General features: G+C 64.1%; 19 protein-coding genes. 8 read left to right on the forward strand and 11 right to left on the reverse strand.

The features are described from left to right. Positions 1-906 carry a bifunctional DNA-formamidopyrimidine glycosylase/DNA-(apurinic or apyrimidinic site) lyase gene (mutM, locus tag ACVW16_RS18515; RefSeq protein WP_456736752.1) on the forward strand — a complete coding sequence of 302 codons (906 nt, stop codon included), beginning with the start codon at positions 1-3 and terminating at the stop codon, positions 904-906. Positions 907-912: 6 nt separating this feature from the next. Continuing rightward, on the forward strand, positions 913-1,467 hold the full coding sequence (locus tag ACVW16_RS18520) for a GNAT family N-acetyltransferase (RefSeq protein ID WP_456736751.1): 555 nt from the start codon (positions 913-915) through the stop codon (positions 1,465-1,467). A 255-nt stretch (positions 1,468-1,722) separates the two neighbouring features. Here ACVW16_RS18520 and ACVW16_RS18525 read toward each other — a convergent pair whose 3' ends face one another. Next, the gene (locus ACVW16_RS18525) at positions 1,723-2,463 is read right to left on the reverse strand and encodes a nucleotide-binding protein (protein WP_456736750.1); all 741 of its coding nucleotides are present in this window, start codon (positions 2,461-2,463) and stop codon (positions 1,723-1,725) included. A 222-nt stretch (positions 2,464-2,685) separates the two neighbouring features. After that, complete coding sequence (locus tag ACVW16_RS18530; RefSeq protein ID WP_456738991.1) at positions 2,686-4,047, reverse strand: serine protease; 1,362 nt, start codon at positions 4,045-4,047, stop codon at positions 2,686-2,688. 91 nt (positions 4,048-4,138) lie between these two features. Between ACVW16_RS18530 and ACVW16_RS18535 the strand changes: the two genes are divergently transcribed. Beyond that, on the forward strand, positions 4,139-4,942 hold the full coding sequence (locus ACVW16_RS18535; protein WP_456700596.1) for a HesA/MoeB/ThiF family protein: 804 nt from the start codon (positions 4,139-4,141) through the stop codon (positions 4,940-4,942). 23 nt (positions 4,943-4,965) lie between these two features. Here ACVW16_RS18535 and ACVW16_RS18540 read toward each other — a convergent pair whose 3' ends face one another. Beyond that, entirely contained in the window at positions 4,966-5,967 is a 1,002-nt protein-coding gene (locus tag ACVW16_RS18540) for a 2-hydroxyacid dehydrogenase (protein ID WP_092236756.1), read from the reverse strand. Positions 5,968-6,277: 310 nt separating this feature from the next. Here ACVW16_RS18540 and ACVW16_RS18545 point away from each other — a divergent pair, with 310 nt between their 5' ends. After that, positions 6,278-6,811, forward strand: coding sequence for an SH3 domain-containing protein (locus tag ACVW16_RS18545; RefSeq protein ID WP_456736749.1), 534 nt, complete (start codon positions 6,278-6,280; stop codon positions 6,809-6,811). Between the two features lie 94 nt (positions 6,812-6,905). On the opposite strand, the gene irrA is transcribed toward ACVW16_RS18545, so the two are convergent. Continuing rightward, on the reverse strand, positions 6,906-7,394 hold the full coding sequence (gene irrA / locus ACVW16_RS18550) for an iron response transcriptional regulator IrrA (RefSeq protein ID WP_456700598.1): 489 nt from the start codon (positions 7,392-7,394) through the stop codon (positions 6,906-6,908). A gap of 342 nt (positions 7,395-7,736) precedes the next feature. On the opposite strand from irrA, the gene fabA reads away from it, so the two are divergent. The 3 genes from fabA (at position 7,737) to fabI (ending at position 10,428) form a co-directional block, all read left to right on the forward strand. Beyond that, positions 7,737-8,258: a bifunctional 3-hydroxydecanoyl-ACP dehydratase/trans-2-decenoyl-ACP isomerase gene (gene fabA, locus ACVW16_RS18555; protein ID WP_092236766.1), complete on the forward strand. Its 522-nt coding sequence runs from the start codon at positions 7,737-7,739 to the stop codon at positions 8,256-8,258. A 40-nt stretch (positions 8,259-8,298) separates the two neighbouring features. Further along, positions 8,299-9,522, forward strand: coding sequence for a beta-ketoacyl-ACP synthase I (gene fabB, locus ACVW16_RS18560; RefSeq protein WP_456700599.1), 1,224 nt, complete (start codon positions 8,299-8,301; stop codon positions 9,520-9,522). A gap of 105 nt (positions 9,523-9,627) precedes the next feature. Further along, on the forward strand, positions 9,628-10,428 hold the full coding sequence (gene fabI / locus ACVW16_RS18565) for an enoyl-ACP reductase FabI (RefSeq protein ID WP_456700600.1): 801 nt from the start codon (positions 9,628-9,630) through the stop codon (positions 10,426-10,428). On the opposite strand, the gene ACVW16_RS18570 is transcribed toward fabI, so the two are convergent. From ACVW16_RS18570 to ACVW16_RS18580, 3 genes are read right to left on the reverse strand one after another with little or no spacing between them, the layout of a single operon-like run. Further along, positions 10,425-11,021 carry a glutathione S-transferase family protein gene (locus ACVW16_RS18570; RefSeq protein ID WP_456700601.1) on the reverse strand — a complete coding sequence of 199 codons (597 nt, stop codon included), beginning with the start codon at positions 11,019-11,021 and terminating at the stop codon, positions 10,425-10,427. The genes fabI and ACVW16_RS18570 overlap by 4 nt on opposite strands. After that, positions 11,018-11,482 carry an N-acetyltransferase family protein gene (locus tag ACVW16_RS18575; protein ID WP_456736748.1) on the reverse strand — a complete coding sequence of 155 codons (465 nt, stop codon included), beginning with the start codon at positions 11,480-11,482 and terminating at the stop codon, positions 11,018-11,020. The genes ACVW16_RS18570 and ACVW16_RS18575 overlap by 4 nt, the downstream gene beginning before the upstream one ends. A 9-nt stretch (positions 11,483-11,491) precedes the next feature. Further along, positions 11,492-12,418, reverse strand: coding sequence for a LysR substrate-binding domain-containing protein (locus tag ACVW16_RS18580; protein WP_456736747.1), 927 nt, complete (start codon positions 12,416-12,418; stop codon positions 11,492-11,494). A gap of 113 nt (positions 12,419-12,531) precedes the next feature. On the opposite strand from ACVW16_RS18580, the gene katG reads away from it, so the two are divergent. Then, a complete protein-coding gene (katG, locus tag ACVW16_RS18585) occupies positions 12,532-14,697 on the forward strand; it encodes a catalase/peroxidase HPI (protein ID WP_456700604.1) in 2,166 nt (721 codons plus the stop codon). A 212-nt stretch (positions 14,698-14,909) separates the two neighbouring features. Here katG and pnp read toward each other — a convergent pair whose 3' ends face one another. The 4 genes from pnp to rbfA form a co-directional block, all read right to left on the reverse strand. Further along, positions 14,910-17,072, reverse strand: coding sequence for a polyribonucleotide nucleotidyltransferase (gene pnp / locus ACVW16_RS18590; protein WP_456700605.1), 2,163 nt, complete (start codon positions 17,070-17,072; stop codon positions 14,910-14,912). 377 nt (positions 17,073-17,449) lie between these two features. Continuing rightward, a complete protein-coding gene (rpsO, locus tag ACVW16_RS18595) occupies positions 17,450-17,719 on the reverse strand; it encodes a 30S ribosomal protein S15 (RefSeq protein WP_018644188.1) in 270 nt (89 codons plus the stop codon). Positions 17,720-17,721: 2 nt separating this feature from the next. Next, the gene (gene truB, locus ACVW16_RS18600) at positions 17,722-18,840 is read right to left on the reverse strand and encodes a tRNA pseudouridine(55) synthase TruB (RefSeq protein WP_456736746.1); all 1,119 of its coding nucleotides are present in this window, start codon (positions 18,838-18,840) and stop codon (positions 17,722-17,724) included. After that, positions 18,837-19,280, reverse strand: coding sequence for a 30S ribosome-binding factor RbfA (rbfA, locus tag ACVW16_RS18605; protein WP_456700607.1), 444 nt, complete (start codon positions 19,278-19,280; stop codon positions 18,837-18,839). Before rbfA ends, truB begins: the two co-directional genes overlap by 4 nt. Positions 19,281-19,300: the final 20 nt, after the last annotated feature.

Consider the following 19,300-nt stretch of genomic DNA (forward strand, 5'->3'; position numbering starts at 1 on the left):
ATGCCTGAATTGCCCGAAGTCGAAACCGTTCGCCGCGGCCTTCAGCCGGTCATGGAGGGCGCGAAGATCGTGGCGGCCGAGGCCCGCCGGCCGGATCTTCGCTTTCCGTTCCAGTCCGATTTCGTCGCCCGGCTCCAGGGACAGATCGTCACGGGGCTCGGCCGCCGCGCAAAATATCTCATGGCCGATCTCGCCTCCGGCGACGTGCTGCTGATGCATCTGGGCATGTCGGGCTCGTTTCGCGTCATCAAGCCCGACAACGAGGCCGTATCAGGCGAGTTTCACTATCCGAGGGGCAAAGACTCCGCGCACGACCACGTGCTGTTTCGGATGTCCTCGGGCGCCGACATTATTTTCAACGATCCGCGCCGCTTCGGTTACATGAAAGTGATCGCGCGCAATGCGCTCGAGCAAGAGCCGCTGTTGCGCGGGCTCGGCCCCGAGCCGCTCGGCAACGAATTCGACGCGGCGATGCTGGCGCGCGCCTGCCGGGACAAGGCCACCAGCCTGAAGGCAGCACTGCTCGACCAGCGCGTCGTCGCGGGCCTCGGCAACATCTATGTCTGCGAAGCCCTGCACCGCTCGCATCTGTCGCCGCGCCGGATCGCCGCGACGCTGTCGACCAGGGCCGGACAACGCAAGGGCGTTGCCGGGGGCGAGCCGACGGATCATGCCGAGCGACTGGTCGGCGCCATCCACACCGTGCTGAACGATGCGATCAAGGCCGGCGGCTCGTCACTGCGCGACCACCGCCAGACCTCGGGCGAGCTCGGCTATTTCCAGCATTCCTTCAAGGTCTATGACCGCGAGGGCGAGACATGCACCACGCCGCGCTGCGGCGGCACGATCAAGCGGTTCACCCAGAACGGCCGGTCGACCTTCTGGTGTTCGAAGTGTCAGAAGTAGCAGGCCATGCAGACGCCGCAGCTCGAGACCGAACGGCTGATCCTGCGTCCGCTCGCGTCGTCCGACGCGCCTGCGATCCAGCGCCATTTCGACAATTGGAACATCATCCGGCATCTCTCGACCGTCGTGCCCTGGCCTTACCCAGCTGACGGGGCGAAGGCCTTCATCAAGCTGCAGCTCGACAAGGTCTCGGCCGGCGAGGAGATTCATCTCTGGGTGCTGGTGTTGAAGGGCGGCGACGGCGAGGCGATCGGCAACATACACCTGCGGCCCGACGCCGAAGGGTTGAAAGGCAATCGCGGCTTCTGGCTGGCCGAGCCCTACTGGCGGCGCGGCTTGATGACGGAGGCGATCGCCGCGGTGAACGATTTCGCCTTCCTCACCCTCGGCCTCGATCATTTCTACGTCTGCAACGCCGCCACCAACCAAGCCTCGCGCCGGGTCAAGCAGAAGACCGGCGCGGAGTTCGTCGGCTTCATCGAGCTGCCGCATCACGGCGGACAGTCGAGATCCGAGCGTTGGATCGTGCGGCGTGAGGCTTGGTTGCGCGGCAGGGTGTGAGGCCCGGCCCAGAGCTGGACGAAATTCGACATGAACGAAGCCGTCTTCGTCGCACGGCCGTTTTCGCACGAGGAGACAAATGCCTGCATGTCGCCACCGGCCGCCATGGCTCGGAAGCGCGTCTACTGTGCATGGGGTTGTTTTCAAAAAACGCGAAGCGAAGCGATCCGGCCGGGCTGCCGGCCGGATGGCTTCGTCGCCCAGGCGTTCACCGGACAGCGAAGAGCCCTCTCCCGGCCAGAGCGATCGCCCCGTTCAGGAGGGAAGAACGCTGGTCTCGTCGGCCGAAAGCTCGCCGGCCGCATGCAGCATTCCGCCGGCCGCCGACAGACCCTGATCGATCGGGAGATGGCCGGCGGAAAGATCGAGGCGCGCCTCGATCCAGCGCCACAGGCCGCGGATCTCCTCGGTCGACTTGCCGTTCGGCGCGAACTCGCTGACGGCGAGGCCGGAGGCGAGCGAGTCCTGGTGGTCGTTGCGCATCGCGATCAGCGGGCGTGCGAGCACCTCAGTGAGATCGAGCGCGGCTTCCTCGGCGAGCGTGTTGGCGGCGTTGTCGATGCGCTGGCCGCGGATCGGCGTCTGGTTCAGCACGAAGCTGAAGGGGCGCCTCCAGGCGCGCGCGACGCTGACGGTGGAGACGGTCGCCTCGATGTCGGCGACGCTCGGGCGTGCCGGGATGAGGCAGAGATCGGAATGGCGGATCGCGGCGGTGGTCGCGGCGGAAAGGCCGGCCGCGGTGTCGACGATCGCGAGCTGCAGGCCACTTTCGGCCAGCATCTTCAGCCGCGGTGCGAAATCGGCGGCGTGATAAACCGGCTCGACGACGACATCGTCATTGTTGCGGCGGCGCTGCCAGCTGGAGAGGGTGCCCTGCGGATCGGTCTCGATCAGGCGGACGGTGAAGCCGGCCTGCTTGGCCGCCAGCGCAAGGCCGATGGCAAGCGTGCTCTTGCCGCTACCACCCTTTTGGGTGGCCAGTACGATCGTGTGCATGGAAAATCGAATCCTTTGGAGTGCTTGGGTCTTAAAAGGGTAACGCCACGCGAACGTGCATCGAATTTCGATGCTGAGCTCTTCTCGCTCAGGACGTGCCCTGCCCGATCCAAAGGGGACCGCGGATGTCCGAATCAACTGATACGATGATGGCAGAATCGGGAATGCCGGCTAATCCGTACCAATACTGGACCGGTAATTGCGCCTGTGGTGGCGCTCAACCTACTTTCGCACGCAGATGACGCGCACCACGGCGGCCTTTGTATCCGTCGAGGTGCCGTTTGCGGTGACCGCGTTCGCCTTCAGGAAATCGCGCACCGTGTCCGCGGACACCATCACCGCTTGTGACGCGGGCGCGGCGGTCGCAGGACCTGCGACCATCGCCGGCTTCAACAGCGCGACGCCGGCGAACTTGCCGTCGCCGTCAATGGCCGGGCTGCCGGAGAAGCCGACGGCCGGCGGTGGAGACAGCGCGGAATCGCTGGATGTCACCTGCGCCAGCGCGCTTGTGATGCTCGACACGCCGGCTGCGCCGCCTTGGTTTTGCGGATCGGCGATGCCGACGACATCGACAACGGTCTTCGCCGCGCCGCCGGCGAGGCTGAGCGGCGTCAGGCGGCGGGCGCCATAGATGTGCAGCAGCGCGAGATCGTGCTCCTTGTCCTCGGCGATGCGGTCGGCATTGCCGTAGCCGCCGATGGTGATGGCGAGACAGGAATCGGTGACGAGACGATCCGCCAGAATCGCGCCGTCGTCGCTGACGACGACGCCGGTGCCGTATTCGACGGTCTTGCGTGGCGGCGGTCCGGCTTGTGGGCCCGATGGAAACGCATTGAACGCGCTCGACATCGCGATCACGACCGGCTCGACCGTGTTCTCGGTCGCCTGGTCGTACAGGATCGTCATGATGCGGACTTCGTCGCCCTTGAAGGTGCCGCGCACATAAAACTTCTTCAGGCCCTGCAAGCCCGACAGCACGAAGAAGTCGGGCTTCACCACGGTGTAATCGACCTTGCGACCGGCCGGCTCCTTCTTCTCGGTTTCGGCGAGCTTTGCCGTGGACGGGTTCGCCTCCTTGTGGCGGCTCAGCAGCACCTGCACCGTGCCGGTCGGCGCGGTCCATTTCGAGCCGTTGGCGTCGGTGACCTGCTGCGGCACCAGTTTGGAGGGGATGCCGAGCCGCGCGCCGCTCGTCATCTCTGTCACGATTTTCCAGCCGACGCTGTCCTGCTTGCGCCGCGCCGTTTCGGCGAGCGCCGCGCGCTCCTGCGGATTGAGCACGCCGGTCGGCTTGCCGCCCTTGGCCTTCTGGTACTCCTTGATGGCGTCGACCATGCGCGAGCTGACATCGCCAGTAATGGCGCCGTTATATTCGCCGACCCAGGCGAGGTCGGATTGCAGCGACAGCCGCTCGGCCTGCGCCATCGCGTCGGCCGTTTCCGACGGCGTTTGCAGGGCGGGCGGCTTGATCGGAACGGTCTGGACGACCTTCGGCCTGGTGCCGGGGATCTGTGGCGCCGTCATCTGGGCGCTGGCGCCTGTGGCAGATGCCAACATCAGTGTTGCCGCAAGCATCGATCTCATGACAAATCCAGTCGGCCCATTGAACGCGCTGCGATTGAAGCACATCTCGTTGGTCGCGAACAATGTTGGGGTGGTTCAGGAGTAAGAGAAGGTGCTGAGCCCGGACGAACTCGAACGCTATGCCCGCCATATCGTGCTGCGCGATGTCGGCGGCCCCGGCCAGGCCGCGCTGAAGCGGGCCTCGGTGCTGGTGATCGGCGCCGGCGGGCTCGGCGCGCCTGCTCTGATGTATCTGGCGGCCGCCGGCGTCGGAACACTCGGCGTGGTCGATGACGACGTGGTGTCGCTCTCCAATCTTCAGCGCCAGGTGATCCACACCACGCCCGATATCGGCCGGCACAAGGTCGAGAGCGCGGCCGAGCGGATCGCGGCGCTCAATCCGCATGTCCGCTTCGTCGGCCACGCCACCTGGCTCAATGCCGACAATGCGCTGAGCCTGATCGGCGACTACGATCTCGTGCTCGATGGGTCCGACAATTTCTCGACGCGCTATCTGGCCTCCGACGCCTGCTTCTTCGCGAAACGGCCGCTGATCACGGCGGCGCTCGGCACCTTCGATGGTTCACTCACCACCATCCGTGCGCATGAAAAGGACGAACAGGGCGAATTCAATCCGACCTATCGTTGCCTGTTTCCGGAAGCGCCGCCGCCGGGTGCCGTGCCGGCCTGCGCGGAGGCCGGCGTCATGGGCGCGCTTGCCGGCGTGATGGGATCGATGATGGCGCTGGAGGCGATCCGCGAGATCGTCGGTTTCGGCGACGGCCTGGTCGGCCGCCTCCTGATGATCGACGCGCGCGCGATGCGCTTCGAGACGCTCCGCTATGCGCGCGATCCGGCCAATCCGCTCAATGGCGATGGGCCCGTGATGTCAGATCTCACGGCCCATCGCACCTGAGCGCGACAGGTCTTTGCGCACCCTCAGAGCATGCTCGGCAGCACGCGATCCGGCGGCTTGTGGGCGTCGAGGAAGGTGCGGATGTTGATGATCACTTTCTCGCCCATCTCGACGCGGCCTTCGATCGTGGCCGAGCCCATGTGCGGCATCAGCGTCACCTTGCCGGCTTTCGCAAGCCGCACCAGCTTTGGGTTGACCGCAGGCTCGTGCTCGTAGACGTCGAGGCCGGCACCGCCGATCTCGCCGCCTTCGATCAGCTTGATCAGCGTGTCTTCGTCCGTCACGCCGCCGCGCGCCGTGTTGACGATGTAGGCGTCTTTCCGGATCAGCTTCAGCCGACGCGCCGAGAGCAGATGATAGGTCGCCGGCGTGTGCGGACAGTTCACCGAGATGATGTCCATCCGCGCCAGCATCTGGTCGAGGCTTTCCCAGTAGGTCGCCCCAAGCTCTTCGGCGATGACGGGCGCCACGGGACGGCGGTTATGATAGTGGATCTGCAGGCCGAAGGCGCGGGCGCGGCGCGCGACCGCCTGGCCGATGCGGCCCATGCCGATGATGCCGAGGCGTTTGCCGCCGATGCGGTGGCCGAGCATCCAGGTCGGCGACCATCCGGCCCAGGGTTTTCCCTCCGTCAGCACCATGGCGCCTTCGATCATCCGGCGCGGCACGGCCAGGATCAGCGCCATGGTCATGTCGGCCGTGTCTTCGGTCAGGACTTTCGGCGTGTTGGTGACGGTGATGCCGCGAGCATGCGCGGCCTCGACGTCGATATTGTCCACGCCGTTGCCGAAATTGGCGATGAGGCGGAGCTTGCAGTCGGGTTGATTGACGATCTCGGCGCCGATGTGGTCGGTAACAGTCGGAACCAGGATGTCGGCGGTGCGTGCGGCTTCGGCGATCTGCTCGGCCGACATTGGTGTGTCGTCGAGATTGATGCGTGCGTCGAACAGCTCGCGCATCCGGGTCTCGATCGAGTCCGGCAGCTTGCGCGTCACCACGACGAGGGGCTTTTTCTTCACCGACATGTCCTGCCCTCATGAGGCGTTGCAGGCCGCCTCTGTCGCCAAAGGCCGGCCGTTGAGGCCTCATTAACCCGGTTGTTCGACACTGTCTTGGCCGTGTCGTCCCCGGCGTTTCCTTCAAGCTGTCCCCTACTTTCCGGCGGGAAAATCGGGGCAAACTGGTTGTTCAGATGTCCGTCCTCTCTAGCAGAAGGCCGGGCCAAGACAAGTTGGCTTAGGGAACACCCGCGTGGGCGGGAGGGAATTGCGCGGCAGGTTTTGGAATTCGGGGTGAGGACCTGGTTTAGCCGGTTCCTCGACGGGAGACAGGTTGATGGCGTTGGGGCGTTTTTGTTCGGTGATGGCGCTCGTTTGCACCTGGTGGAGCGCCTCGGTCGGCCCCGGGCATTCGGCGAAGGACGCCGCGACGCCCCAGACCGCCAGCGGCCTGCCGGTGCCGCGCTATGTCAGCCTCAAATCGGATCACGTGAATGTCCGGGCCGGTCCAACCAAGGACAATGACGTGGCGTGGGTCTATACCCGCGCAGGCCTGCCGGTCGAAATTACCGCCGAGTTCGAGAACTGGCGCCGGGTGCGCGATTCCGAAGGTGCCGAAGGCTGGGTCTATCATTCGCTGCTGTCGGGCCGCCGCACTGCGGTCGTCACCATGAAGCACAAGGACGAGCTCGCGCCGATCTATGACCGCGCCGATACTGACAGTGCAGTGGCCGCAAAGCTCCAGGCCGGCGTCGTCACGCAGGTGAAAAAGTGCACCACCAGCTGGTGCCACGTCACCGGCAACGGCTTTGACGGCTGGATCCAGCAGGAGCGCCTGTGGGGCGTCTATGCGGACGAGCAGGTGAATTGACGGCCTGAAACGACAATGGCCGGGCATGGGCGAGCGCAGCTCGTCCTTCGGACCGCTTTGGTCCGGCCATCACGATCTCAGATTTCGGCGAATCTCAGCGCTTCTTGCGCAGGCGGACGACCATGTCGATACGCGCGATCTCGTAACCATCAGGCACCTCCGGCATCTTGGACAGCGCGAGATGCGGATCCTCGATATCGACCAGCTCATGGCTGTTCTCGAGGTAGTAATGGTGGTGGGTGGTGACGTTGGTGTCGAAATAGGTCTTGGTGCCATCGACACTGACCTGGCGCAGCAGGCCGGCATCGGTCAGCTGGTTCAGGGTGTTGTAGACGGTCGCGAGCGAGACCGGGACCTTGGCCAGCGTCGCTTCCTCGTAGAGCATTTCAGCCGTGAGGTGGCGTGCACCCTTGCCGAACAGCAGCCAGCCCAAAGCCATGCGCTGGCGCGTCGGGCGCAGGCCGGCAGACTGCAGCATTTCATTGACGTCGTGCCAGGGGCAGCCGGTCAGGGCCGGCTGACGGCCCGCCAGAAGGGCCGCATGGGCGTCTTCGTCGTGATGGATCGCGTTGTTTTCGCTCATTTCCAGAATTCGGGCACGCGTGAACACTATCTGTCCGCAATATATGGACAGATAGATGCAGATGCAAGTTTCTCGCAACTAGAGCGGTTCTAACCCGAGGGGAACCGCTCGTACCTGCCGTCATTCTACCTTCATGGGACGGCTTTGCTACCCGAAAAGGCCTGTGTTAGAGAGCGCGCGGTTCCGCCTAACCGATTTGGCGCAGCCAGGTATTGGGTGTCCGGCCACCGGTCGATCCGGCTCTCGGGACTGGCGCCTCGGCAATTGGTGTTGCCTCCAGGCAGCACGGGGCTCATTTTGCCAGAAACGCCACGCGATCGGGGTTAGAACAGAGGCTTCCGCATGCTGAACAGGCGCAACGGTTACGACTACGAGGATTTGCTGGCGTGTGCTCGCGGCGAGATGTTCGGGCCGGGCAATGCTCAGCTGCCGCTGCCGCCGATGCTCATGTTCGACCGCATCACGGAAATCAACGACAATGGCGGCGAGTTCGGCAAGGGCGTGGTGCGCGCCGAGCTCGACGTGAAACCCGACCTCTGGTTCTTCGGCTGCCACTTCAAGAACGATCCCGTCATGCCCGGCTGCCTCGGCCTCGATGCGTTGTGGCAAATGGTCGGATTCTATCTGGGCTGGACCGGAGGCGAAGGTCGAGGCCGTGCACTCGGTTTGAACGAATTAAAGTTCAGCGGCCAGGTGCTGCCTGAGGCCCGCAAGGTTGTGTACAACGTCGATATCAAGCGCGTGATGCGCTCAAAGCTCGTGCTCGGCATCGCCGATGGATGGCTTTCGGTCGATGACCAGATTATTTATCGCGCGAAGGATCTGAAGGTCGGCCTGTTCAAGCAGGGCACGAGCCTGGGCTAACGCGCATCACCAAGAAGACAACGATAGAGGCGAGGGTGTCATGAGGCGGGTTGTGGTCACCGGGATGGGTATCGTCTCGTCGATCGGAAACAACACCCAGGAAGTGCTTGCGAGCCTTCACGAGGCGAAGTCCGGGATTTCACGAGCCGAGAAATATGCCGAGCTTGGCTTCCGTTCGCAGGTGCAAGGTGCGCCGACGCTCGATCCCTCGACAGTGGTCGACCGCCGCGCGATGCGCTTCCTCGGTCAGGGCGCCGCGTGGAATCATGTCGCGATGGAGCAGGCGATTCAGGACTCCGGTCTGTCGCCCGACGAGGTCTCCAACATCCGCACCGGCATCATCATGGGTTCCGGTGGCCCTTCGGCGCGCACCATCGTCGAAGCCGCTGACATCACCCGCACCAAGGGGCCGAAGCGCGTCGGTCCCTTTGCCGTGCCGAAGGCGATGTCGTCCACCGCGTCGGCGACGCTCGCGACCTGGTTCAAGATCAAGGGCGTGAACTATTCGATCTCCTCGGCCTGTGCGACGTCGAACCATTGCGTCGGCAACGCCTATGAAACGATCCAGATCGGCAAGCAGGACGTGATCTTCGCCGGCGGGTGCGAAGAGCTCGACTGGTCGCTGTCGGTGCTGTTCGACGCCATGGGCGCGATGTCCTCGAAGTATAACGACACGCCCGCCACCGCCTCGCGTCCCTACGACCTCAACCGCGACGGCTTCGTCATTGCCGGCGGCGCCGGGGTGCTGGTGCTGGAAGAGTTCGAGCATGCCAAGGCGCGCGGCGCACGCATCTACGGCGAGATCGTCGGCTATGGCGCGACCTCGGACGGCTACGACATGGTCGCGCCGTCGGGCGAAGGCGCCGAGCGCTGCATGCGCATGGCGATGTCGACGGTGAAGACCAAGGTCGACTACATCAATCCGCACGCCACCTCGACGCCGGCCGGCGATCCGCCTGAGATCGACGCGTTGCGTCGGGTATTCGGCGCCGGCGAAAAGTGTCCGCCGATCTCGGCGACCAAGGCGCTGACCGGCCACTCGCTGGGCGCCACCGGCGTGCAGGAGGCCATATACTCCCTGCTGATGATGAACAACGGCTTCATCTGCGAGAGCGCGCACATCCAGGAGCTCGATCCCGTGTTCGCGGACATGCCGATCGTGCGCAAGCGCATCGACAACGTCAAGATTGGCACCGTTCTGTCGAACTCGTTCGGCTTCGGCGGCACCAACGCCACGCTGGTGTTCAGCCGGATGGACGTGTGACGGCGTCGTTGTCGCATCGTAGATTTTCTCGTCATAGCCGGCAAAAGCGCGAAGCGCGTCTTCGCGCTTCTGCTTGGGCATGCCGAAAGCGGAGGTGATCCCGAGATGGAAGGTTTGATGAAAGGCAAGCGCGGTCTGGTCATGGGCATCGCCAATGATCATTCGATCGCCTGGGGCATGGCGAAGACGCTGCATGCTCACGGCGCCGAGCTTGCCTTCACCTTCCAGGGCGAGGCCCTCGGCAAGCGCGTCAAGCCGCTCGCGGAATCGCTCGGCGTGGAATTGGTGCTGCCTTGTGACGTCGAGGACATTGCCGGCGTCGATGCGACGTTCGACGTCTTGCGTGAAAAATGGGGCAAGCTCGATTTCGTCATCCACGCCATCGGCTTTGCAGACAAGAACGAGCTGAAGGGTCGCTACGCCGACACCAGCCGCGAGAATTTCTCGCGCACCATGGTGATCTCCTGCTTCTCGTTCACGGAGGTCGCAAAGCGCGCGGCCGAGCTGATGACGGACGGCGGCAGCATGATCACGCTGACCTTCGGCGCCTCGGAACGCTCGATGCCGAATTACAACGTCATGGGCGTGGCCAAGGCGGCGCTGGAAGCGTCGGTGCGCTATCTGGCCTCCGATTTCGGGCCCCGCGGCATCCGCGTCAACGCGATCTCCGCGGGCCCCATCCGTACGCTCGCCGGTTCCGGCATCGGCGAAGCGCGCGCGATGTTCGCGTTCATGCAGAAGCATTCGCCGCTGCGCCGCGGCGTCACGCTCGACGAACTCGGCGGCTCGGCGCTGTATCTGCTGTCTGATCTCTCGGGCGGCGTGACCGGCGAGATCCATTATGTCGATTCCGGCTACAACATCGTGCTGATGCCGCGGCCGGACGATTTGAAGGCGGAAGGTTAACCCGCCGCGATCGTCTCCGCGCGCTGGAAGGCGGGCCGCGCCATGCAACGCGCGATATAGGCGTCGAAGGCCGGCCGCGTCGGCACCATCTTGAACAGGCGCACCGCGAAATTCAGCCCCGATCCGATCGTGACGTCGGCGGCGGAAAATTCCTCTCCGAGAATCCACGGCCCCTTTTCGAGCGCGGCCTCCAGGACATCGAACACTTGCGTCGCACTGCCCCAGGCCGCAGTCGAGGTCGGCACCTCGATCTTGGTGAAGATCTGGATGATCGCCGGCTCGATGCAGCTGGGCGAGAAGAACAGCCATTGCAGATAGCGCGCGCGGCGCGGATCGGTGATTGCGGGCGCGAGCTTCGTCTCGGGGTAACGGTCGGCGATATAGGCGCAGATCGCGGCGGCCTCGCCAAGCGCGGCTTCGCCGTCGGCGAGCGCCGGCACCTTGCCCATCGGATTGACCTTCAAATAATCCGGGGCCTTCTGCGCACCCGTCGAAATGTCGGTCAGCACCCGCTCGTAGGGCAGGCCGCTCTCTTCCATCAGCCAGAGCGTCGAGAACGAACGCGAGCGGGGCGACCAATAGAGCTTGATCATGGGAGCGGGCCTTTCCTCTTCCACCGGTAGCACTTCATCATGAACCCGTTCGACGGCTCGACCTCTTCCTTCTCGAACACAAAGCCTTCGCGCTCGTACCAGCGCCAGGCCTTTTCGTTCTCGCGGACGCAGCGCAGATACATCTCGTCGGGCAATTGCGTGCGCGTGAAGGCAAGCAGTTTTCGTCCGAGCGATTGTCCCTGATAGACCGGCCCGACGAACAGCATGTCGAGATAGAGCTTCGGCAGATGCAGCGCGAGCATCGCGGCGATGGTGCCGTGATCGTCGGCGACGAACAGGCTCCAGCCGTTTTCGATCTCGCGCCGGATGCGCGCACGCAAATTGGCCAGCAGGAATTGGCTGGCCTCGGCGAGCCCGGTCGAGACCCAGCTTTCCATCCAGACGCGGCCGATCTCGTCATATTCCTCACTGCGGGCGGCGCGGATGATCGGATCCGACATCGTGGTCTCTCAACCCTTCTGGCTGCGCACGGCGTGGCGCGGGCGTGCCTTGCCGGCCGACAGGCATACGACTTCGGAGATTTGCAGCAGCTGGCGGGCCAGCGGGCTAGTCTTGCGCCAGACCATGCCGATGGTGCGCGACGGTTCGGGGTCGCGGAAGCGCGACAGCGAGACCGAGGCCGATCGCGTCTCCACCGACACCGCCATCTCGGGAATAAGCGTAACGCCGATGCCGGCGCTGACCATCTGGACCAGCGTCGACAGCGAATTCGCATCCAGCATCTCGCGCGGCGGCGCCGACTGCATGTTGCAGAACGACAGCGCCTGGTCGCGGAAGCAATGGCCTTCTTCGAGCAGCAACAGCCGCATCTCACGCATCATCTCGCGTGATGGCGCCGGCGTGCCGGCATCCGTGCCCGGCCGCACCAGCAGGAATTTCTCCTCGAACAGGGCGACCTCGGTGAGCGAGGGTTCGGAGACCGGCAGCGCGACGATCGCGGTATCGAGCCGGCCTTCCAACAGTTCCTGGATCAGCCGCGGCGTCATGGTCTCGCGCACCCGGATGTCGAGCTCCGGATGCATGCGCGTGAGGTTCTTGGTGATCTTGGGCAGGAGATACGGCGCGATGGTCGGGATCATGCCGATGCGCAGCCGGCCCGCAAAACGGTCCTGCGAGGCGCGGGCAAAGTCGCCGAGCTCATCGACCGAGCGCAGGATATCGCGGACGCGCTGGGCGAGCTCCTCGCCGAACCGGGTCAGCGCCACCTGGCGCGCGCTGCGCTCCAGCAGCAGCCCGCCGAGCGCCTCCTCCAATTCCTTGATCTGCATCGACAGCGCCGGCTGCGAGATGGAACAAGCCTCCGCGGCGCGGCCGAAATGGCCATGGCGCGCCAATGCGTCGAAATATCGCAGCTGGCGCAGCGTCAGATTGATCATCAGAAAAACCTATCGCAGCGATCATTAAAGTCAACTTCCCCTGATCGAAGGCGGCGCCTAGAGTGGTTCGACCTGGTCAATGGCGCTGATGCGGCGCACCAGAGGAGGTATTCATGGACGACACTTCGAAGTGCCCGTTTTCGGGCGGCAAACGCGTGCCAGCAAACCGCGACTGGTGGCCCACCAATCTCAGCATCGAGATGCTGCACAAGAATTCCAGCCTGTCCGATCCGATGGGCAAGGAATTCGACTATGCCAAGGAATTCAAGACGCTCGACCTGAACGCGGTCATCAAGGACCTCACCGCCCTGATGACGGATTCGCAGGAATGGTGGCCCGCCGATTTCGGTCATTACGGCGGCCTGATGATCCGCATGGCCTGGCACAGCGCGGGGACCTATCGCATCACCGACGGCCGCGGCGGCGCCGGTGCCGGTCAGCAGCGTTTCGCGCCGCTCAACTCCTGGCCCGACAATGCCAACCTCGACAAGGCGCGCCGGCTGCTCTGGCCGATTAAGCAGAAATACGGCCGCAAGATTTCCTGGGCCGACCTGATGGTGCTGGCCGGCAACGTCGCGCTGGAATCGATGGGCTTCAAGACCTTTGGCTTCGCCGGTGGCCGTGCCGACGTCTGGGAGCCGGAAGAGCTCTATTGGGGTCCGGAAGGCACCTGGCTTGGCGATGAGCGCTACAGCGGCGAACGCCAGCTCGCCGAACCGCTCGGCGCCGTGCAGATGGGTCTCATTTACGTCAATCCGGAGGGCCCGAACGGCAAGCCGGATCCGGTCGCCGCGGCCAAGGACATCCGCGAGACCTTCTTCCGCATGGCGATGAACGACGAGGAAACCGTCGCGCTGATCGCCGGCGGCCACACCTTCGGCAAGACCCATGGCGCGGGTGATCCCTCGCTGGTCGGACCCGAGCCGGAAGCCGGCGCGCTGGAAGATCAGGGCCTCGGCTGGAAGAGCAAGCATGCTTCGGGCCTCGCCGGCGATTCCATCACCAGCGGTCTCGAAGTGACCTGGACGACGACGCCGACGAAGTGGAGCAACAACTTCTTCGAGAACCTGTTCAAGTACGAATGGGAGCTGACCAAGAGCCCCGGTGGTGCGAACCAATGGGTGGCCAAGGGTGCCGAGGCGATCATTCCGGATCCGTTCGACAAGTCGAAGAAGCATCGCCCGACGATGCTGACCACCGACCTCTCGCTACGGTTCGATCCGGCCTATGAGAAGATCTCGCGCCGCTTCCTCGAAAACCCCGACCAGTTCGCGGACGCGTTCGCCCGCGCCTGGTTCAAGCTGACCCACCGCGACATGGGTCCGGTCCAACGCTACCTCGGCCCGCTGGTGCCGAAGGAGACGCTGATCTGGCAGGATCCGATCCCGAAGGTCGATCACGAGCTGGTCTCCGATCAGGACATCGCGTCGCTCAAGAGCAAGATCCTGGGTTCGGGCCTCTCGGTGCCCGAGCTGGTGTCGACCGCCTGGGCGTCGGCCTCGACGTTCCGTGGTTCGGACAAGCGCGGCGGCGCCAACGGTGCGCGTATCCGCCTTGCCCCGCAAAAGGACTGGGAGGTCAACCAGCCGGCCCAGCTCGCCAAGGTGCTCGGCAAGCTCGAAGCGATCCAGAAGGACTTCAACGCCTCTTCAGGCGCCAAGAAGGTCTCGATCGCCGACCTGATCGTGCTCGGCGGTTCTGCCGCGGTCGAGAAGGCCGCCAAGGATGCCGGCGTCGACGTGAAAGTCGGCTTCACGCCGGGCCGCATGGATGCGTCGCAGGAGCAGACTGACGCCGCCTCCTTCGCGCCGCTGGAGCCGCGGGCTGACGGCTTCCGCAACTATGTCGGCAAGAAGCATCAGTTCATGCGGGAAGAGGAAGCACTCGTCGATCGCGCGCAGCTTCTCAAGCTCACCGGTCCCGAGCTGACGGTGCTCGTCGGCGGCCTGCGCGTGCTCGGTGCCAATGCGAACGGGTCGAAGCACGGCGTCTTCACCTCCAAGGTCGGCACGCTGTCCAACGACTATTTCGTCAACCTGCTCGACATGGGCACGGCGTGGACACCTGTTGCCGACGGCTCCTATGAGGGCCGCGACCGCAAGACCAATGCGGTGAAATGGACCGGCTCGCGCGCCGATCTGATCTTCGGCTCGCACTCGCAGCTCCGCGCCTTCGCCGAGGTCTATGCCTCGTCGGATGCCAAGCAGCAGTTCGTGCAGGACTTCGCCAAGGCCTGGACCAAGGTGATGAACCTCGACCGCTTCGACCTCGCGGCGTGAGGTGTTGCTCCACCTCTCCCGCGTGCGGGAGAGGTCGACGCGCGAAGCGCGGCGGGTGAGGTTTCTTTCCTCATCGGGAATCGCTCCGCGGAGAAACCCTCTCCCCGACCCTCTCCCGCAAGCGGGAGAGGGAGCAAAGCTCTCTCAGCGAACACAAACAAAAAGGGCGGCCTCTCGGCCGCCCTTCGTGCTTCTGAGTTGGCTTTGAGCGACTACTCGCCGGCCGCTTCGCGCGGGGCCTTCTCGCCCTCGCCGCCCCTGTCCTTGCCTTCGAGGTCTTCGCCGGTGGTCTGGTCGACGACCTTCATCGAGAGGCGGGTCTTGCCGCGATCGTCGAAGCCGAGCAGCTTGACCTTGACCTTGTCGCCTTCCTTGACGACGTCGGAGGTCTTCTGCACCCGGTTGGCCGCGAGCTGGCTGATGTGGACGAGACCGTCCTTGGAGCCGAAGAAGTTCACGAAGGCGCCGAACTCCATGACCTTGACGACGGTGCCGTCATAGATCTGGCCGACTTCCGGATCGGAAGCGATCGACTTGATCCACTTGATCGCAGCCTTCATCGCTTCGCCGTCGGAGGAGGCGACCTTCACGGTGCCGTCGTCCTCGATGTTGACCTTGGCGCCGGTCTTCTCGACGATCTCGCGGATCACCTTGCCGCCGGTGCCGATCACTTCGCGGATCTTGTCGGTGGCGATCTTGAAGGTCTCGATGCGCGGCGCGTATTCGCCGAGTTCGGCGCGGGCGTTGGTGAGCGCCTTGGCCATCTCGCCGAGGATGTGGATACGACCATCCTTGGCCTGGGCCAGCGCGACCTTCATGATCTCCTCGGTGATGCCCTCGATCTTGATGTCCATCTGGAGCGAGGTGATACCCTGTTCGGTACCCGCGACCTTGAAGTCCATGTCGCCGAGATGATCCTCGTCGCCGAGGATGTCGGAGAGAACCGCGTAGCGCTTGTCTTCGAGGATCAGGCCCATCGCGATGCCCGCGGTCGGCCGCTTCAACGGCACACCGGCATCCATCAGCGCGAGCGAGGCGCCGCAGACCGAAGCCATCGAGGACGAGCCGTTCGATTCGGTGATCTCCGACACCACCCGCGTGGTGTAGGGGAATTCGTGATGCGGCGGCAGCACGGGGTGGATCGCGCGCCAGGCGAGCTTGCCGTGGCCGATCTCGCGGCGCTTGGTGCCGCCGAGGCGACCGGTCTCACCGACCGAGTAGGGAGGGAAGTTGTAGTGCAGCAGGAACGTCTCTTTGTACGTTCCCGACAGCGCGTCGATGTACTGCTCGTCCTCGCCGGTGCCGAGCGTGGTCACGACCATCGCCTGGGTCTCGCCGCGGGTGAACAGCGCCGAGCCGTGGGCGCGGGGCAGCACGCCGACTTCGGCGACGATGTTGCGCACGGTCTTCGAGTCACGTCCGTCGATGCGCTTGCCGGTGTCGAGGATGTTCCAGCGAACGATCTTCGCCTCGAGCTCCTTGAACACGGCGCTGATGCGCAGCTTGTCGTATTTCGGCTCCTGCCCTTCGGGGAAGTAGTGGGCGATCACCTTTTCCTTGACCTTGCCGACCGCCGCGTAGCGATCCTGCTTGACCGGAATGGCGTAGGCGGAGCGCAGCTCCTGCTCGACGAGGCCGAGCATTTCCTTCTCGAGCGCGGAATTGTCGATGACGGTGACCTCGCGCGGCTCCTTGGCGGCCTTCTCGGCGAGCTCGATGATCGCCTTGATGACCGGCTGGAAGTGGCGGTGACCGAACATCACGGCGCCGAGCATGATGTCTTCGTTCAGCTCCTTGGCTTCCGATTCCACCATCAGCACGGCGTCGGCGGTGCCGGCGACGACGAGGTCGAGCTGGGTGTCGACCATCTCGTCGAGCGTCGGGTTGAGGATGAACTCGTCGTTGGCGAAGCCGACGCGGGCGGCGCCGATCGGGCCCTTGAACGGCGCGCCCGACAGTGTCAGCGCGGCCGAGGAAGCCACCAGCGCGACGATGTCGGGATCGTTCTCCATGTCGTGCGACAGCACGGTGGCGATCACCTGGGTCTCGTTGCGCCAGCCGTCGACGAACAGCGGACGGATCGGACGGTCGATCAGGCGGGAGACCAGCGTCTCCTTCTCGGTCGGTCGGCCCTCGCGCTTGAAATAGCCGCCGGGAATGCGGCCAGCTGCGTAGGTCTTTTCCTGGTAATCGACGGTCAGCGGCAGGAAGTCGACGCCTTCACGCGGCGCCTTCGCCGCAACGACGGTGGCGAGCACCACGGTCTCGCCATAGGTGGCGATGACGGCGCCGTCGGCCTGGCGTGCGATCTTGCCGGTTTCGAGCTTCAGTGGGCGTCCGCCCCAGTCGATCTCGACTGAATGCTTATTGAACATAGAGGTCTTCTTTCATGGGTTCTCGAAAGAAGGGACGGCTCGAAAAACAAAAACCATGTCAAGATTGCAGGACGCTGATCGGAGCGGGCGATCAGCGTCCTGCGATCCTGCCATGGTTTTTGGATGTCGGATGGCGTCCATCCTTTCGGGTCATACGGGCACCTTGCCCGTTGCGCCCAGCCGCCGGATTGCTGCTGGACTGTCAGTCGGCACGTTCACGAACACCGAACCGCGGTCTTCGCTGATCATGCCCCGGATGCGGAGCCTCATTGGCCCGCACCGGACGCACGCGTGAGCCTCGATCAAAAACCTTAAAACAAGCGCTTTCGCTCGAAACCACGCGCTAAAACGCGCGCCGGTGGCGCGCGCAAGAACTCTTAACGACGAATGTTGTGCTTCTCGAGCAGCGCCTTGTACCGCGCCTCGTCCCGCTTCTTCAGGTAGTCGAGGAGCGAACGGCGGGTCGAGACCAGCTTCAGGAGGCCACGACGCGAATGGTTGTCCTTCACGTGGGTCTTGAAGTGGTTGGTCAGGTTGTTGATGCGTTCCGACAGGATCGCGACCTGAACCTCCGGCGAGCCGGTGTCGCCGGCCTTGGTGGCATTCGTCTTGATGACTTCCGCTTTGCGTTCTGCGGCAATCGACATCGTCAATTTCTCTCGTTGCGACCGGTTGAGGCAGTCAAGCCGGTCAGGTTGAACACACGCTTGGGGATGATTTCGCCATTGCCAACTTCGGCAAGCGCCAAAAGACGGCCTGCCACCGTGACATAGACTGTGCCGCTACTTGTGGGCGCATCCCGTCCGCGCAACAAAACGGCTTGGCCCCGATGGAGCCTTGCCGCATCAGCCCGAGTGACGGCCAGTGCCGGGATGTCGTCCAGCGCGGTCTCAACAGGCATCAGCGCGTCGGCGAGGTTTCCCTCACCGGACGCGGCTCTATCGCACAAAGCCTCCAACTGATCCAGCGGAATCATGTCATTTTCGTCAAACGGGCCGACCAGGGTTCGCCTGAGCGCGCAGATATGGCCGAAACTGCCAAGAATCCGGCCCATATCGCGGGCCAGCGCGCGGACATAAGTCCCCTTGCCGCACTCGGCCTCGAATACAGCTCGATCGTTATCTGGTTGATCTACAAGGGTTAAATGGTGAATTTCGACCGGACGCGCAGCCAGCTCCACCACCTCGCCGTCACGGGCGAGATCATAGGCCCGCTCGCCCTGGACCTTGATCGCCGAATAGCGCGGCGGAACCTGCTCGACCACACCGGTAAATCGAGGCAGCAGGGCGAGGATGGCCTCACGGCTCGGGCGCTGGTCCGATGTTGCGGTGACCTGGCCCTCGGTATCGTCGGTATCGCGCTCCTCGCCCCAGCACACGGTGAAACGGTAGCGCTTGCGGCCGTCCATGACGAAGGGAACAGTCTTGGTGGCTTCGCCGAGCGCGATCGGCAGGCCACCTGATGCGAGCGGATCGAGCGTGCCGGCATGGCCAGCGCGCTTGGCGTTGAACAGGCGCTTGAGCACGGCAACGGCCTGCGTCGAGGTCATCCCGATCGGCTTGTCGAGCACGACCCAGCCGTGCACGTCGCGCCGGTCGCGGCGCGGCTGATTGCCCTTCGGCTTGCCCGCGCGCGGATCGTTGTTGACGCGACGCGTCTCGTGATGCGGTTGAGCATTGCCCCCGGCATCTGCAAAATTATTTCGCTGCAGGTCGCGCGTATCGGCCTCGTCGCTGTCGATCGCGCCGTGAGCGGGGTCCATCATCATTGCTCTTCTTCCCGATCCGTCTCCGGATCCTGTTCCGGATTCTTGTCCAAGTCCTTCTGCACCGCAGGTGTTCGCAAAAGCTTCTCGATCCGTTCCGCTTCGTCGAATCGCTCGTCGACGCGGAAGCGAATGTCAGGTGCAAATTTCAGGTTAACGCGCCGCGCGACTTCGCCGCGCAGGAATTTCTTGTTGCGCTCGAGCGCAGCGATGACGAGCTCGGTGTCGCGGCCACCAAGCGGCATCACGTAGATTGTCGCGAGCTTCAAATCAGGCGACATCCGCACCTCCGGCACGGTGATGATGTGACCTTCGAGGTCCGCATCATGCACGCTGCCTTGCGCCAGAATCTCGGCTATCGCGTGGCGAACCTGCTCGCCGACGCGCAGCTGACGCTGCGAGCCGCCGGGCGCGGAAGTCTTTTTCTGATGATGGCGCGGCATGGTCGAAAATCACCTCGTCG

Source organism: Bradyrhizobium sp. USDA 4474, assembly GCF_054057515.1.